This is a genomic window from Streptomyces sp. 3211.6, assembly GCF_003634815.1.
Taxonomy (GTDB): domain Bacteria; phylum Actinomycetota; class Actinomycetes; order Streptomycetales; family Streptomycetaceae; genus Streptomyces; species Streptomyces katrae_A.
In genome coordinates this window covers 7,167,548-7,181,818 of sequence record NZ_RBXC01000001.1, presented here as the reverse complement: position 1 = coordinate 7,181,818, position 14,271 = coordinate 7,167,548, and the positions used below count along the sequence as shown (strand labels likewise).

13 protein-coding genes and 1 pseudogene are annotated in these 14,271 nt (G+C 75.3%); 8 read left to right on the top strand and 6 right to left on the bottom strand.

The window, feature by feature from the left end:
* Positions 1 to 105: 105 nt before the first annotated feature.
* Positions 106 to 765: an intradiol ring-cleavage dioxygenase gene (locus BX286_RS32910; RefSeq protein WP_107438210.1), complete on the top strand. Its 660-nt coding sequence runs from the start codon at positions 106 to 108 to the stop codon at positions 763 to 765.
* Here BX286_RS32910 and BX286_RS32905 read toward each other — a convergent pair.
* Positions 744 to 2,849, bottom strand: a complete 2,106-nt coding sequence (locus tag BX286_RS32905; RefSeq protein WP_121017308.1) for an efflux RND transporter permease subunit — start codon at positions 2,847 to 2,849, stop codon at positions 744 to 746. The two genes, BX286_RS32910 and BX286_RS32905, sit on opposite strands and share 22 nt — an antisense overlap.
* Before the next feature lie 349 nt (positions 2,850 to 3,198).
* Here BX286_RS32905 and BX286_RS32900 point away from each other — a divergent pair, with 349 nt between their 5' ends.
* Together BX286_RS32900 and BX286_RS32895 are read left to right on the top strand one after the other, a co-directional pair.
* Positions 3,199 to 4,599: a hypothetical protein gene (locus BX286_RS32900; protein WP_079423608.1), complete on the top strand. Its 1,401-nt coding sequence runs from the start codon at positions 3,199 to 3,201 to the stop codon at positions 4,597 to 4,599.
* A 171-nt stretch (positions 4,600 to 4,770) separates the two neighbouring features.
* Positions 4,771 to 5,646 carry a dienelactone hydrolase family protein gene (locus tag BX286_RS32895; RefSeq protein ID WP_121017306.1) on the top strand — a complete coding sequence of 292 codons (876 nt, stop codon included), beginning with the start codon at positions 4,771 to 4,773 and terminating at the stop codon, positions 5,644 to 5,646.
* A gap of 6 nt (positions 5,647 to 5,652) precedes the next feature.
* Here BX286_RS32895 and BX286_RS32890 read toward each other — a convergent pair whose 3' ends face one another.
* The gene (locus BX286_RS32890; protein ID WP_100864616.1) at positions 5,653 to 6,129 is read right to left on the bottom strand and encodes a hypothetical protein; all 477 of its coding nucleotides are present in this window, start codon (positions 6,127 to 6,129) and stop codon (positions 5,653 to 5,655) included.
* Positions 6,130 to 6,264: 135 nt separating this feature from the next.
* Positions 6,265 to 6,882, bottom strand: a complete 618-nt coding sequence (locus BX286_RS32885; protein ID WP_237292557.1) for a CAP domain-containing protein — start codon at positions 6,880 to 6,882, stop codon at positions 6,265 to 6,267.
* 316 nt (positions 6,883 to 7,198) lie between these two features.
* Between BX286_RS32885 and BX286_RS32880 the strand changes: the two genes are divergently transcribed.
* The 5 genes and pseudogenes from BX286_RS32880 to BX286_RS32860 all read left to right on the top strand — a co-directional run bounded on the left by BX286_RS32880 (position 7,199) and on the right by BX286_RS32860 (position 11,303).
* Complete coding sequence (locus BX286_RS32880) at positions 7,199 to 7,582, top strand: hypothetical protein (RefSeq protein ID WP_123995913.1); 384 nt, start codon at positions 7,199 to 7,201, stop codon at positions 7,580 to 7,582.
* A gap of 175 nt (positions 7,583 to 7,757) precedes the next feature.
* Positions 7,758 to 9,119 carry an MFS transporter gene (locus BX286_RS32875; protein WP_185117347.1) on the top strand — a complete coding sequence of 454 codons (1,362 nt, stop codon included), beginning with the start codon at positions 7,758 to 7,760 and terminating at the stop codon, positions 9,117 to 9,119.
* A 42-nt stretch (positions 9,120 to 9,161) separates the two neighbouring features.
* Complete coding sequence (locus tag BX286_RS32870) at positions 9,162 to 9,881, top strand: response regulator transcription factor (protein WP_100864617.1); 720 nt, start codon at positions 9,162 to 9,164, stop codon at positions 9,879 to 9,881.
* Positions 9,882 to 9,904: 23 nt separating this feature from the next.
* Positions 9,905 to 10,750 (top strand): annotated as a pseudogene (locus tag BX286_RS38145) (HAMP domain-containing protein); the annotation flags it as partial.
* A gap of 274 nt (positions 10,751 to 11,024) precedes the next feature.
* Positions 11,025 to 11,303, top strand: a complete 279-nt coding sequence (locus BX286_RS32860; protein ID WP_187344245.1) for a sensor histidine kinase KdpD — start codon at positions 11,025 to 11,027, stop codon at positions 11,301 to 11,303.
* Here BX286_RS32860 and BX286_RS32855 read toward each other — a convergent pair.
* From BX286_RS32855 to BX286_RS32845, 3 genes are all read right to left on the bottom strand, one after another.
* Complete coding sequence (locus BX286_RS32855; RefSeq protein ID WP_237292558.1) at positions 11,282 to 12,250, bottom strand: TAXI family TRAP transporter solute-binding subunit; 969 nt, start codon at positions 12,248 to 12,250, stop codon at positions 11,282 to 11,284. The two genes, BX286_RS32860 and BX286_RS32855, sit on opposite strands and share 22 nt — an antisense overlap.
* A gap of 68 nt (positions 12,251 to 12,318) precedes the next feature.
* A complete protein-coding gene (locus BX286_RS32850; protein WP_237292559.1) occupies positions 12,319 to 12,963 on the bottom strand; it encodes a cysteine hydrolase family protein in 645 nt (214 codons plus the stop codon).
* Between the two features lie 140 nt (positions 12,964 to 13,103).
* Positions 13,104 to 14,096, bottom strand: coding sequence for a GlxA family transcriptional regulator (locus tag BX286_RS32845; RefSeq protein ID WP_079423618.1), 993 nt, complete (start codon positions 14,094 to 14,096; stop codon positions 13,104 to 13,106).
* Positions 14,097 to 14,271 lie beyond the last annotated feature (175 nt).

The following is a 14,271-nucleotide window of genomic DNA, read 5'->3' as shown; positions in this document are numbered from 1 at the left end:
TCGGCCGTGTGTCGGTCGTGGGAGGCGGTGGCGGGGTGCGGCACCGTGGGCTGCGGTGGGCGGCCGTCCGGGTCGGCGGCCCCGGGCGTAGGCGGGAGAGGTTCCATGACCGACCACGGCAGCTTCCCGAGCAGTCGTCGTGCCCTGCTGCTGGCCGCCGGATCGGCCTCCGTCGCCGCCCTCGCCGGCTGCGCCCGGCCGGCCGCCGCACCGGCGGCGGGGACCGCGCCCGGGTGCGTGCTGGCCGTGACGGCGGGGGCGGGTCCGAACTACTCCGGGCCGGGCCGGACCCGTTCGGACGTCACCGACGGGCGTGCGGGCGTGCCCCTGCGGCTGGATCTGACGGTGGTGCGGGCGTCGGCGGGATGCCGTCCGCTCGCCGGGGCCGCCGTCGACATCTGGCAGGCCGATGCCGCCGGGGTCTACTCGGAGGGGCGGGAGAACTTCCTGCGCGGGGTCCAGACCACCGACGCCTCCGGCCGGTGCGTGTTCCGCACGATCGTGCCCGGCTGGTACGCGGGCCTGGCACCGCACATCCACTTCAAGGTGCGGCCCGACGCGCACACCGAGACGACCTCGCAGTTCTTCTTCCCCGAGGACGTCCTGCACGAGGTCTACGCCCGGCAGCCGTACGCCCGGCGCAAGGCGCCGCGCAGCCCCAACGCGCACGACGACCGGTACCGGGCGGCCGGCGGCACCATGACGCTGGCGCCGGTGGCCGAGGGCGGCGGCTACCGGGCCGCCTACACCGTCGGCATCGCCTGAACCGCGGCGGGCCTGCGCAGCGGGGCCGGAGCCCACCAGTTGGCCCGGCCGAGCAGGGTCATGGTGGCCGGGACCAGCAGGCAGCGCACCAGGGTGGCGTCGACCACGACGACGAGGGTGAGGGCCGTCGCGAGCTGCTTCATCACCAGGACCTGGCCCGTCGCGAACCCGGTGAAGACGATGCACATCAGCAGGGCCGAGGAGCTGATGACCCCGGCGGAACGCTGGAGGCCGGCTTCCACCGCGAGGTCGTTGTCGGCTCCCCGCCGGTAGGCCTCCTGGATGCGGGAGAGCAGGAAGACCTCGTAGTCCATCGACAGGCCGAAGGCCAGCGCGAAGACGACCACCGGCAGCCAGTAGCCGAGCCCGCCGAGGGTGTGCACGCCCAGGAGGCGGGCGCACCAGCCGTCCTGGAAGACCAGGACCAGCGCGCCGAACGAGGCCCCCAGGGAGAGGGTGTTCATCAGGATCGCCTTGAGCGGCAGGAGCAGCGAGCCGGTCATCAGCAGGAGCAGGACGTAGCTGACGAGGGCGATGACGGCGGCCGCGCGCGGGGCGTGGCGGACGACCTCCGCCCGGAAGTCGGCGTCCACGGCGTTGCGGCCGGTCACCCAGACCGGGAAGCCGGCCGGGCGGTCGGCCCGGACCTCGCCGACGAGGCGGTCGGCCGTGCCGGGGGTCGTGTCGTGCACGGGGACCACGCGGACGACGGAGACGCCGGGCCCGGCGGCGGTGGCCGGTCCGACGGTCTCCACCCCGGGGAGGCGGGCCAGATCCCGTGCCCAGGCCCCGAGCCGGGCGGGGTCGGTGCGGGCGACGACCACGACGGCGTCGGCCCGGTGCTGGGGGAACCGCCCGGCGACCAGGTCGGCGAAGTGCCGGGCCTCGCTGCCGGGCGGCAGCTGCCGTTCGCCGACCGGGTTTTCGAGGCGGACGTGCAGGAAGGGCGCGGCGGAGGCCAGGAGGAGGACGCCGACGCCGAGGGCGACGGCCGGGGCGCGCCGGCGGGTCCAGCGGGCGAGGGCGGCGAAGACCCCCTCGTCGGCGTCCCGGTGGCCGCGCGCGCCGATCCGCGGGCCGCAGGCGGCCAGCAGTGCGGGGGTGAGGGTGACGGCGGCGGCGAGGGAGAGCAGGACGGTGCCGGCGGCGGCCAGGCCGACGGAGGCGTAGAAGTCGCTGGGGAAGGCGGCGAGTCCGCTGAGCGCCGCGGCGATGACCAGCGCGGCGAACAGGACGGAGCGGCCGGCGCTGCCCATGGTCCGGACGACGGCGTCGGCGGTGTCGTGGCCGTCGGCCAGTTCCTCCCGCAGCCGGCCGACGATCAGCAGCGAGTAGTCCACGGCCAGTCCGAGGCCGACCATCGTGGTGGTGGACAGCACGGGGGAGGTCAGGTCGTACCAGCGGGACAGCAGCAGGAGCCACGGCATCCCGGCGGCGACCGTGGCCACGGCGGCGGCGAGCGGAACGGCGGCCGCCACGAAGCCGCCGAAGAGGAGGCAGACCACGAGCAGGGTCACGGGCAGGGTGATCAGCTCGGCGCGGCGGGTGTCGGCCACGGTGCGGGCCGCCACTTCGGCGCGGGCCCGGTCGCTGCCGCCGAGGGTGACCTCGGCGGCGGGCAGGGCGCGGTGGACGGCGCGCAGCCGGGCTTCGACGGCGTGTTCGCAGCGGCGGCGGGCGGGGTCGGACAGGGCCCGGCCGAGCCGTACGGAGAGCAGGACGGCCCGCCCGTCGGCGGAGGCGGCGGTGCCGGTGAGGGGGGTGACGCTGTGGACTGCGGGGAGCGCGGCCAGGTCGCGGCGGGCGGCCGTCAGTTCGCGGCGCAGCGCCGGGTCGCGGGCGGGGAGTCCGGCGACCACGGCGTCGATCTGCGTCCCGTAGGGCCGGGCCGCTTCCAGCAGCCGGTTGGCCCGGACCGATTCGTGTGCGGCGACGCTCCAGGGCCGGCGGTCCAGCCGGGCCGTCACCGGGCCGGCGGCGGCCAGGCCGGCGCCCAGGAGCAGCAGCCAGGCCGTCAGGACGAGCACGTGCCGTCGTACGCAGACCCGGGCCAGCCGGGCCGGGATCCCGCTCAGCCCCGGCATCCGCGGCCCGTCGCGGAGCGGGAGGGACAGCCGCAGACGGGGGGCACGGCCGTCCGGAGGGGGTGGGCGACTGCGGTCATGGGGGGGCTCCGGTCGATGGGCTGGCGGGCTGGGCGGGCGGGAGGCCGCCCTTTCAACGACGGGCCGGTGCCGGTGTGGCGGGCGGGCCGCCGCTGTCAGCCACCCGGCCCACCAGCCCCCGCTTTTGAAGTTTCAACCTTCAGGCGGCGCAGGCGAGTTGGCCGGAACCCGAGATGACCGCACCGGTCTGCTCATGTCATGATCGACCCTCACGTTACTTCTCGGTAACGCACTCGGATCCCCCCATTTACCGAACGGTTCTTCCCACGTGCGCACGTTCACCCAACGCCTCCTGCTCCCCGGCCTGACCACGCTGGCGCTCACCACCGCCGGCTGTGCCTCCCCGGCGCACACCGACTCCGCCGGCCCGGCGGCCGCGCCCGGCGCCCCGGCCGCGGGCAGCTCCCAGCAGCTCGAAGTGGCCGCCGCGCCCCAGGGCTCGGCCGACCCGACGCCGCTGGCCCGTACCGCGACCGGCGACGGCCGGCCCGAGAAGTCCTCGCTGCGGGTCGCCTCCTACGACAAGGGCAGCGGGCGGGCCGTCATAGCCGCGGCCCCCAAGCCCCCCAAGGACGGCCGGAATTCCCCCGCCGACGGCTCCCCCGCCCCCGCCAAGCCGGTGGCGGCCGGCGATGTCATCGCCAGCGCCCCGGCGCCCGGCGCCCCCGACGGGCTCCTGGCCAAGGTCACCGAGGTCGTCGGGCAGACCGACCGCGGCACCGAGGTGAAGACCGCCCCCACGACCCTGTCCGCCGCCCTCGGCGAGGCCAAGGCCGACGGCAAGGTCAAGGTCGACCCGTCCTCCATGACCGTCGAACCCCTGCTGAAGGGGGTCACCTTCTCCTGGGCCAAGGGCGACGGCGCCCGATTCGGCGCCGAGGGCGCGAAGCTGCCGCTGGGCAGCCTCCGGCTCGACGTGAACGCCGCCGTCGACACCGCCAAGGACGCCCCCGCCTCGGCCGGCGCCTCGGTGTCCGGCTTCGTCCAGCTCGCCCCGCAGGTGGAGTTCTCGTACACGGGGACGAAGATCGGCTCCGCACCGAGCGCGGCCTTCCTCGGCATGAGCGGCGACTGGTCCTCGCAGTGGGCCCTCAAGGGCCGCGCGGCGGCGAGCACCGGCGCGCCGAAGCGCATCCCGTTCGCCAAGCTGCACAGCGCCCCCGTGATCCAGGTGGGCCCGGTCCCGGTCGTGGTCAACCTCGACCTGACGGCGTACATCCAGGTGGAGGCCGACGGCCAGGTCACCCTCGACGTCCAGCAGGACGTCAAGGGCGACTTCCGCGTCGGCGGCAGCTACGCGACGGGCAAGGGCTGGACCCCGGTCAGCACCTCGGCCGTGCACAGCACCCCGGTGAAGGCCACCGTCGCCGCCTCCGGACGGGTCAAGGCCGCCGTGGGCGCCGAGGCCTCCGTCGGCCTGTACGGTGCCGTGGGCGTCGGCGCCGACTTCGCCCCCTACCTGCGCGGCGAAGCCGACGCCAAGGCGTCCGCGTCCACCGACGGCAAGACCTCGGTGAGCGGCGCCTGGGCCCTGTACGGCGGCCTCGACCTCAGCGGCCAACTCCACTTCCAGCTCTCCCTGTTCGGCACCCCCGTCCTGGAACGCCGCATCCCCCTGGGCACCCTCCACCGCGAATGGCCCCTCACCAGCGGCGGCACCGGCCGCTGACCCGGCCCGCCCCACCGCCGGGCGAAGGCTCCCCTCCGGGGCCTTCGCCCGCTGCGGCTCCGGGGCCATGGCGGCGCCGCCCGCACGACGCGTCACCCCAAGACCTTGACCAACGGTCGCTACGTGCGGGTAACTTGAGGCCGTCCAGGAAGTCCGACGGAAGGGGAGGCCGTGGCTAACCACGACCTGGCCGGGTTCGCCAAGAGCACGTTCACCCACGACGGCGTCACCCGCCGGGTGCTGCGCCGCGGGACCGGCCCGGCGGTGATCGTCATCGCCGAGATCCCCGGCATCACCCCCAAGGTCCTCGAGTTCGCCGCACGCGTGGCGGACGCCGGCTGTACGGCCGTGCTCCCGGTGCTGTTCGGTACGCCCGGGCGGGACGCGAACCCCTCGACCGCGGGCTGGGCGGGTGCCGCCCGCGCCGTGGGCTCGGCCATGGGGCAGGTGTGCGTCAGCCGGGAGTTCACGGTGCTGGCCACCGGGCGCAGTTCGCGCGTGGTGGGCTGGCTGCGCGCGCTCGCCGCCGCCGAGCACGAGCGCTGCGGCGGTCCGGGGGTCGGCGCGGTCGGGATGTGCCTGACCGGCGGCTTCGCGCTCGCCATGGCCACCGACGAGCGGATGCTCGCCCCCGTGCTGTCCCAGCCGTCCCTCCCCCTGCCGTGGACGCCGGGCCGCGCCGGCTCGATCGACATCAGCCCCCGGGAACTGGCCGTCGTACGCGGGCGCTGCGAGCGCGAGGGGCTCCAGGTCCTGGGGCTGCGGTTCAAGAGCGACCGCCTGGTACCCGGCGAGCGGTTCGCGTTCCTGCGCCGCGCGCTCGGGGACGCCTTCGTGGCCGTCGAGCTGGAGGACGACGCGGCCAACCCGGAGAGCCCCATGCCGCCGCACTCCGTCCTCACAGAGCACCTCGTCGACGAGCCCGGGCAACCGACCCGGCAGGCGCTGGACACCGTACTGGACCTGTTCCGCGAGAAGCTGCTCGGGAAGGGGCCCCGGGTGGGATCCGGGGACGGGGCCGGGGAGGGGACCGGCGTCGCCGGGTGAGTTCGGTCAGTACACGAGCTTGTAGGTGACGTCCTTGTGCACGGGTTCCGGCGCGGTGTCCGTGTACAGCAGCCGGATCACGGTGAAGCGCTGGACACCGGGGTGCGTGGGCCAGGGCCGGGGCGCACTCAGGGTGACCTTCACCGGGTAGGGGCGGAAACGGCCCGCAGCGCAGTACGGACGGCAGTCGTTCACCATGTCGGTGCCGGTCGCGGTCGCCGTGCCCGCGCCCCAGGTGTCCCAGCGGAGTCCGACGAGGCGGTTGTTGCCGTCACCGCAGGCCAGGATGTACTCCTCGGGCCGCACCTGGGCGGCGGAGAAGCAGTCCACGACCACCACCGGGTACGGGTCCGCCGGTGCGGGGGCCTGCGCCGCCGCGGGCGCGGACACCGCCGCCAGGGCGGCCGCCGCGCACAGCAGTCCGGCCTTGCGTCCCCGCGGCCGGGCCGGGCGGGCGCGCCGCCCGTCTCCTGAAGCGTCCACGAGCCCCTCCTCGCCAGTCGGCTCCGCTGTCGGCGCTGCCGCCACACGTCCAGCTTTGCCCATCCGGGCGGCCCGCGCACCCGCTGGGCGCGGGCCCGTCACTTCACGTCACCGCCGCCACTGCCGCCGGCGCCGTCACTGCTGGCAGCGTCCGAAGGTGACCACGTACGTACCGGCGCCGCTCGCCCCGGCTCCGGCCGGGTCGGCCGCTCCCTCCTGGGCCCAGCTGCCGTACTCGCGCAGCGAGCCGTCCAGGATGATGTTGCGGTGGCCCGGGCTGTTCATCCACCAGGTGACGGCGGCCTTCGGGGTGCCAGAGGTGCCCCAGCCGGTGTACGCGATCTCGGCGACGGCCCAGGACCGGGGGTTCGGGCAGTAGCCGGCCGCCTTGATGCGGCTCTGCGGGGTGGAGCCGGTCTGCGGGTTGGTGTGCGCGTCCTTCCCCGGCCCCCACCACTTCAGCTGCACGGCCGCGGCGGTGTGCTGCTGGGCCGCCGCCGTCAGGGACGGGTTGCTGGTCAGGGGCTGGAGTCCGCGCTGCGTGCGCTCGGCGTTGATGAGGCACGCGACGGCGAGCCTCGCCGCGTCGGCGCCGCCGCCCGGGGAGCGGGCGGAAGCGGCGGGGTCGCAGTACGCGGCCGACGCGGGCGCGGCCGCCACCGGTACGAGCGTGGCGGCGAGGCATCCGGCCGTCGCCAGGGTCAGGGCGATACGGGTCGGTGAAGCGAGTCTTCTGCTCACGTGGTTGCTCACGGGGTCCCACCTCCTGCTGGAAACGAACAGGAATCAGGCGTCGGACACCGGCTGTCGGGTGTCAGGTATCCGGCCATCCGGTGTCGGACGTCGGGTGTGCCGACCGGCGTGGAGACGCCCCAGCGCCGCGGCTTCCCGTCCCAGCCTGCCACCGGGCCCCACTGATCGCCACGCAGCCCTCCCGCGGCTGCGGGCCCGGCCGGGCACAGGGGTGAAGACGTATCCATCATGACAGGTCAGAGGCGGTTTTCGTAGGACCGAAAGCACAGCCCATTGCCCTTGTTTGGGGGTGTGTGCGGCTTTCAGAATCTCCCTCATGAATCCCACGGCGCACATCAATCACGACGCTGTCCTGCGAGCCCGCGTGGCCCTCCTCGGATCCGGCACCCTCCCGCTGCGGCAGGAGGTCGCCGCCTACCGGGTCCTGGTCCAGGTGAGTCCGCTGGCCTATCTGCCGCGGCTGGCCGGGGCGTTGGGCGAATACAGTCTCCAGTTCGCCGACCGGCCGCAGATAGCCCTGGCCCTGCGCGCCGAGGCGGTGGCGGCCGCACGCCGCATGCACGCGCAGGAACACGGCTGGGAGCAGCTGCTGTTCACCGCTCTGGTGGGCTACCGAGAGCAGCTGGAGCTCATGGACCGGCAGGACGAGCTCCCCGCGGTGGACGCGGAGACCGGACGCCTCGGCGCCGGCGGCCGCTGACCCCCGCGCGGCCCCTGGCCCCGGCGCGGACGCCCGGGGACGCGCGGTTTTCTTAGCGGAACGTTAGATCTGGGTGACGGGCCTTGTCCGGGTGCGGTGGCGGATCCAGTCTGGGCACTCCCCCGCATCCGGGGGTGCCACCCCTCCCCATCAGGGACTTCCCTCTGGAGCCGCCATGTCCTCGTCCTCCGTCGCACTCGGTCCGCCGCCCGGGGAGGAGCGCCGCAGGCGCCGTCTCGCGCTCGTCGGGGGGTCCCTGGGGAACCTGGTGGAGTGGTACGACTGGTTCGTCTACGCCAGCTTCGCCATCTACTTCGCCGACTCCTTCTTCCCCGGCGACAACCCGACCACCAAGCTGATGAACACGGCCGGCATCTTCGCGGTCGGGTTCCTGATGCGTCCGGTCGGCGGGTGGGTCCTGGGGCGGGCCGCCGACCGGCACGGGCGCAAGAGCGCGCTCACGCTGACCGTCAGCATGATGTCGGTGGCCGCCCTGCTGATCGCCGTCGCCCCGACCTACGGCCAGGCCGGCTACTTCGGGGCCGTCGTGCTGCTGCTGGCCCGGCTGCTCCAGGGGATGAGCATCGGCGGCGAGTACGCGGCCAGTGCCACCTACCTGACGGAGGCCTCGGCCCGCGACCGCCGCGGGCTGGGCTCCTCGTTCCAGTACGTGTCCATGACCTGCGGCCAGCTCCTCGGCCTGGGGATCCTGATCACGATGCAGCACACCCTGACCAAGGAGCAGCTGGGCAGCTGGGGCTGGCGGATCCCGTTCGTCCTCGGCGCGGTGTTCGCGGTCGTGGTGTTCTGGCTGCGGCGCCGGCTGCAGGAGACCGACGCGTTCCAGGAGGGCGGCGCGCACGACGACAGTGCGCGCGGCTCGCTCAAGGCCCTGTGGGAGCACCGGCGGCAGGCGGGGCTGGTCATGGCGCTCACCCTCGGCGGCACCGTCGCCTACTACACCTACACCACCTACCTCACCAAATACCTGGTCGGCAGCGCCGGCATGGCCAAGAACACGGCCACACTGGTGAGTTTCACCGCCCTCGCCCTCTTCGCGGTGCTCCAGCCCTTCGCCGGGATGCTCTCCGACCGGATCGGCCGCCGCCCGCTGCTGATCACCTTCGCCGTGGGCTGCACCGTCGGCACCTACCCGATCATGACGGCGCTCGGTTCGGCGTCCTCGTACTGGTCCGCGCTCGGCCTGTCCCTGCTGGCCCTGGTGATCGTCACCGGCTACACCTCCATCAACGCGGCGGTCAAGGCCGAGCTGTTCCCCACCCGGGTGCGGGCCCTGGGCGTGGCGCTGCCGTACGCGATCGCCAACGCGCTCTTCGGCGGCACCGCGGAGTACGTGGCGCTGTGGTTCAAGAAGGGCGGGCACGAGGGGATGTTCTTCTGGTACGTGTCCGGGTGCGCCCTCGTCTCGCTCGTGACGTACGTGCTGATGCCGGACACCCGCAACGCGGCGCTCAGCCGCGCCGAGGAGGAGGCGGGGACGCAGCCGGCGCCGGCCGGTGCGGGGGCGGCGCGATAGGCTGCCGGCCGGTGCTGGGGTCCGGGGTGCGGGGAGGTGGCGGTGCACGCGCTGCTGGTCGAGGACGACGACCGCATGGCCCGGGCCCTGGGCACCGCCCTCGCCCGGCGGGGGCACACCGTGCGCCGGGTCAGCCGGGCGCTGGACGCCCTGCGGTACGTCCACGAGGCCGGGTTCGTCCTGCTCGACCTCGGCCTGCCCGACCTCGACGGGCTGGAACTGCTGCGGCGGCTGCGCACCGTCTGCGACGCGCCGCTGATCGTGGTGACGGCGCGCTGCGAGGAGCGGGACGTGGTGCAGGGGCTGCGGGCGGGCGCAGACGACTACGTGGTCAAGCCGTTCCGGATGGCGGAGCTGATCGCCCGGATCGACACCGTACGCCGGCGGACGCAGGTCCCCGGTGGGTCGCCCGGCGGCGATCCGGCCGGCGCCGGCGGCCGGGCCGTGCGCGCCGGGGACGTGGAGGTGGACCCGGCCGGGCGGACCGTCACCGTGGCCGGGAGTGAAGTCCGGCTGACCCGGCGGGAGTTCGACGTCCTGGCACTGCTGGCCGCCCGCCCCGACGAAGTGCACTCCCGCGAGGAGATCCTGGACCGCATCTGGGGCGACGCCTTCCTCGCCGCCTCGCGCTCCCTGGACGTGCACGTGGCGGGCATCCGCGCCAAAACGGGCCGTCCGGGCCTGGTGCGCACGGTGCGCGGGTTCGGCTACCAGCTCGGCGCGGACCCGGCCGTACGCGGGGAGCGGGGCGCGGACCGGTGAGGCGCAGGCTGCTCGTGGTGCTGATGGTGCTCATGGGGGTGGCCGCGCTGCTGCTGTGCGTGCCCCTGGCCGACGCCTACGCGCGGGGGCGGACCGAGCACCTGCTGCTCCAGCGGCGTTCGGAGGCCGTCCGGTTCGCCGACCTCGCGGACCGGACGGGCACCGAGGCCGACCGGGCGGAGCTGTCCGCCGAGATCGGCCGGTACGCGCAGCTGTACGGGGCCTCGGTGACCGTGGTCGACGCGGCGGGGGCGACGGTGGCGCGGGCGCAGGGAGCGGGGCCCGCCGCACGCACCGCGCCGGAGGCGGCGTCGGAGGCGGCGTCGGAGGCCCGGCGGCGGGCCCTCACCGGGCGTTCCACCGACCGGCTGCCGACGGTCCGCCCCTGGGGCCCGGACCGCGTGGTGCTAGCCGAGCCGGTGGGGCGGGACGAACGGGTCAACGGGGCGGTGCTGATGACCGTGCCCACCGGGGCGGCCCGCCGGGACGTGACCCTGCGCTGGGCGCTGATCGCCGCCGGCGCGGTCACCGCGTTCGCGGCGGCGGCCCTGGTCGCGGCGGGGATCACCCGCTGGCTGCTGCGCCCGGTCCTCGACCTGGACCGGGCGGTGGAGGGGCTGGCGGCCGGGAGCCTGCGGGCCCGGGCCGTCTCCGACACCGGGCCGCCGGAACTGCGGCGGCTGCGGGGCCACTTCAACGGGATGGCGGAGGCCGTCGCCGACTCCCTGGGCCGCCAGCGGGCGTTCGTCGCCGACGCCTCGCACCAGCTGCGCAACCCCCTGGCCACGCTGGTGCTCCAGCTGGAGAACGTCGAACCGCACATCGTGCCGGGTCCGGGCCTGGCCGAGCACGCCCGGGCGCTGGACGAGGCGGAGCGGCTGGAGGAGCTGCTGGACGGGCTGCTGGAGCTGGCGCGGGTGGAGTCCGGGACGGCGCGGCGCGCGGACCAGGACCTGGCGGGGGCGGTACGGCGACGGGTGGAGGCCTGGGAGCCGGTCTTCCGTGCCGCGGGGCTGGAGCTCGCGGCCGAGGGCCTTCCCCGGGAGCTGCGCGTACGGGCCCTGCCGGACGCGGCGGGTCGGATCCTGGACGCGCTGCTGGACAACGCGGTGAAGTTCGTGCCGTCCGGTGGCCGGGTGGAAGGTGCGCGTTTCGGGTCCGTCGGGCGGGCAGGCCCTCGTGCGGGTCGCGGACGACGGGCCGGGGGTGCCGGCCGGCCGGCGGGAGCTGCTGCTGGGGCGTTTCGCCCGCGCCCCCGAGCACCAGAACGTGCCCGGCAGCGGGCTGGGGCTGGCCATCGCCGAGGAGATCGCCCGGCTGAGCGGGGGCGGGCTCGAGGTCGCCGGGAACGATCCGCGGGGCCTGGTCTTCGCGTTCCGGCTGCCGTGCCCCGCGGAGGGTCAGCCGTACACCGAGCGGTAGTGGGCGACGGCGCCCGGGTGGAGCGGGACCAGGCCGGTGGAGATGGCGAAGCGGGGTTCCAGCCGCACCCCCGCCGTCACCTCGCGCAGCAGGTCGTGGCGGCGGTCGAAGACCACCCGGAGCAGGTCGCGGGCGGCGGCGGGGGGCACGTCCGGGCGGGCCAGCAGGTAGTTGCCCACGCCGACCGTGCCCACGGGGGCGGTCAGTCCGTAGGCCCCCGCGGGCAGGGTGACCGCCGTGTAGACGGGCCCGTAGCGGCCGCGCAGGGCTCCCGTGTAGCCGTCCAGCGGGAGGAAGCGAAGGGGGAGTTCGCGGGCCAGGCCGGTCAGGGCGGGGGTGGGTACCCCGCCGGACCAGAACACGGCGTCGACGGTGCCCGCGCGCAGCGCCGCCGCCGACTCGGCCAGGCCCAGCTGCCGTTCGTCCGCCGGGGACGGGCCCGTGGTCAGTCCGGCGGCGCTCAGCAGGCGGCCGGCCAGGACCTGGACCCCGGACCCGGCGGCGCCGGCCGCGAGCGGGCGCCCGGCGAGGTCCGTGACGGAGCGGGCGGGACCGGCGGCCGGGACGAGGAGGTGGGTGTAGTTGACGTAGACGCGGGCCAGTGCCGTCACCGGGGCGCGGCGTGCGAACGGCTCGCGCCCCAGGGCGGCGTCCTCGGCGACGTCGGCCATGGACAGCGCGAGGTCGACGGAGCCCTCGTCCAGCCGGCGCAGGTTGTCCACGCTGGCGGCGGTGGGGACGGGCACGATCCGCAGCGGGCTCCCGCTGTCGGCGACCGCCCGGGCGAGGGCCTGTCCGAAGGCGTTGTACGGGCCTCCCGGCGGCCCGGTCGCCAGCCGGAGCCGGGGCCCGGGGCCGGAGCTCCCGGAGCATCCGGCCAGGGCCGCCGCGAGCGCGCAGAGGCCGGCCCCGATCAGGTGCCGGCGTCCGGTCTGCGCGCTGCTCACGGCGGCAGCCTAGGGGCGTGCCGGGGATCGGACCAGGGCCCGGGTCAGGGCCCGGGTCCGAGCCCGGGTCAGGGGCGCAGGCCGGCCGCGGTGGGGACGACGACGCCGAACATGTCGGTGATCGTCGTCAGGGCGGCGCTCTGGAGGGCCGCGGCGGGCAGGACGGTGCCGTCGGGGGCGGCGAGGGCGCGGGTGGCGGTGGCCTCGGCGACGACGGTGGGCCGGTAGCCGAGGTTGAAGGCCTGCTGGGCGGTGAAGGTGATGCACATGTGCGTCATGAACCCGGCGAGGACGAGGTCCTTGCCGCTGCCCGCGGCGAAGCCGAGGCCGGTCAGGGTCTTCTCCAGTTCGGTGGCGTGGAAGGCGTTGGGGAAGTTCTTGACCACGACGGGTTCGCCGTCGGCAGGGGCCACCTCCTCGCTGAGGGCGCCGATGTGCTCGCGGACGTCGTACGGGCTGCCCTCGCCGCCGTCGTGGACGACGTGCACGACCGGGGTACCGGCGGCGCGGGCCCGCTCCAGCAGGCGGGCGCCCGCCGCGACGGCCTCCTCGGCGCCCTCCAGGGCCATCACGCCGGTGCGGTAGGTGTTCTGGAAGTCGATCATGATCAGGACGGACTCGGCCAGCCGGGGCGGCCGGTTCTCCAGCCCGCTCAGGTCGCGCAGGGTCGTGGACGCGGTGGTGGCGGCGGTGTTCGCGGTCGTGGTGCTCACTGGATGCCTCTCATCGGTTCTGATCGGTACTCGTTCGGGATGCGGGCCGGCGGAAGCGGCAGGGCGCAGCGCTCCGCCCGGCCGTCCGCCGGGGGACATCGGGGTGTTCGGGTGTGCCGGTGTTGCGGCCCGTCAGGCCGTCAGGCCGTCTGGGTGCGGAAGCGGCGCCGGTATGCCGCGGGAGTGGTGGCGAGCTGGCGCCGGAAGGCCCGGTGCAGGGTCTCCGCGGAGCCGAGCCCGGAGCCGGCCGCCACCTGGTCGAGCGGGCAGTCGGTGGTCTCCAGCAGCCGCCGGGCCAGTTCGACGCGGACCGCTTCGACGTAGGCGGCGGGGCTGGTGCCCGTCTCCTGTTTGAAGACGCGGGCGAAGTGCCGTTCGCTCAGGCACATCCGGGCGGCCAGGGCCGGTGCGGACAGGTCGGCGTCGGGGTGGTCGGCGATCCACAGCCGCAGCTCGTCGATCTCCCGGCGCCCGGCTGCGGGGCGGCTGAGCGGTACCGAGAACTGGCTCTGGCCGCCCTGCCGCTTGAGGTACATCACCAGCTGCCGGGCCACGGCGAGCGCGGTCTGCTCGCCCAGGTCCTCGGCCACCAGGGCCAGCGCGAGGTCGAGGCAGGCGCTGATCCCGGCCCCGGTCCACAGCCGGCCGCGGTCGGTCCGCACGAAGATGGGGTCCGGGTCGACCGTGACGCCGGGGTGTTCTGCGGCGAGCTGGGCGGCCGTCGACCAGTGGGTGGTGGCCGTCCGCCCGTCGAGCAGCCCGGCGGCGGCCAGCAGATGGGCGCCCACGCACACCGAGGCGACGCGCCGGGCGTGCGGAGCGGTCTCCCTCACCCAGGCGACGACCTCCTCGTCGATCCGGGCGACGGGCCCGTCCTCGGCCATGTCGACCGCGCCCGGCACGAGGAGGGTGTCCACCCCGGCGCCGACATCGGCGAAGGCCACGTCGGTCAGCAGCCGCACGCCCGCCGACGTGCGCACCGCGCCGACGGCGGCCCCGGCGAGGCGGACCTCGTAGCCGGCCCGGCCCGCGGTCTCGCGGTTGGCCAGCGCGAAGACCTCTGCGGGGCCGGTGACGTCGAGGAGGTCGACATCGGGGAAGACCGCGATGACGACACGGTGTGCGGTGGGCATGCGCCCATCCTCCCCGCGGGCGCCGCATGGCCGCAATGACGCTTCCCCGTCACATTCGGACACAGGCCCGAAGGGGGGCTTCCACCGCCGGCCGAAGCCGCGACCGGCGATCGGATGACCTTGCGTCACCCCGTCGGGCGTACCCCCGTTACCAGGGCGACCTCCCCGTCGGGGG

Excerpts from the sequence above, each read along its gene's own strand:
- BX286_RS32910 (WP_107438210.1), top strand. The coding sequence starts at position 106 with ATGACCGACCACGGCAGCTTCCCGAGCAGTCGTCGTGCCCTGCTGCTG.
- BX286_RS32905 (WP_121017308.1), bottom strand. The coding sequence starts at position 2,849 with ATGCCGGGGCTGAGCGGGATCCCGGCCCGGCTGGCCCGGGTCTGCGTA.
- BX286_RS32880 (WP_123995913.1), top strand. The coding sequence starts at position 7,199 with ATGAATCCCACGGCGCACATCAATCACGACGCTGTCCTGCGAGCCCGC.
- BX286_RS32875 (WP_185117347.1), top strand. The coding sequence starts at position 7,758 with ATGTCCTCGTCCTCCGTCGCACTCGGTCCGCCGCCCGGGGAGGAGCGC.
- BX286_RS32845 (WP_079423618.1), bottom strand. The coding sequence starts at position 14,096 with ATGCCCACCGCACACCGTGTCGTCATCGCGGTCTTCCCCGATGTCGAC.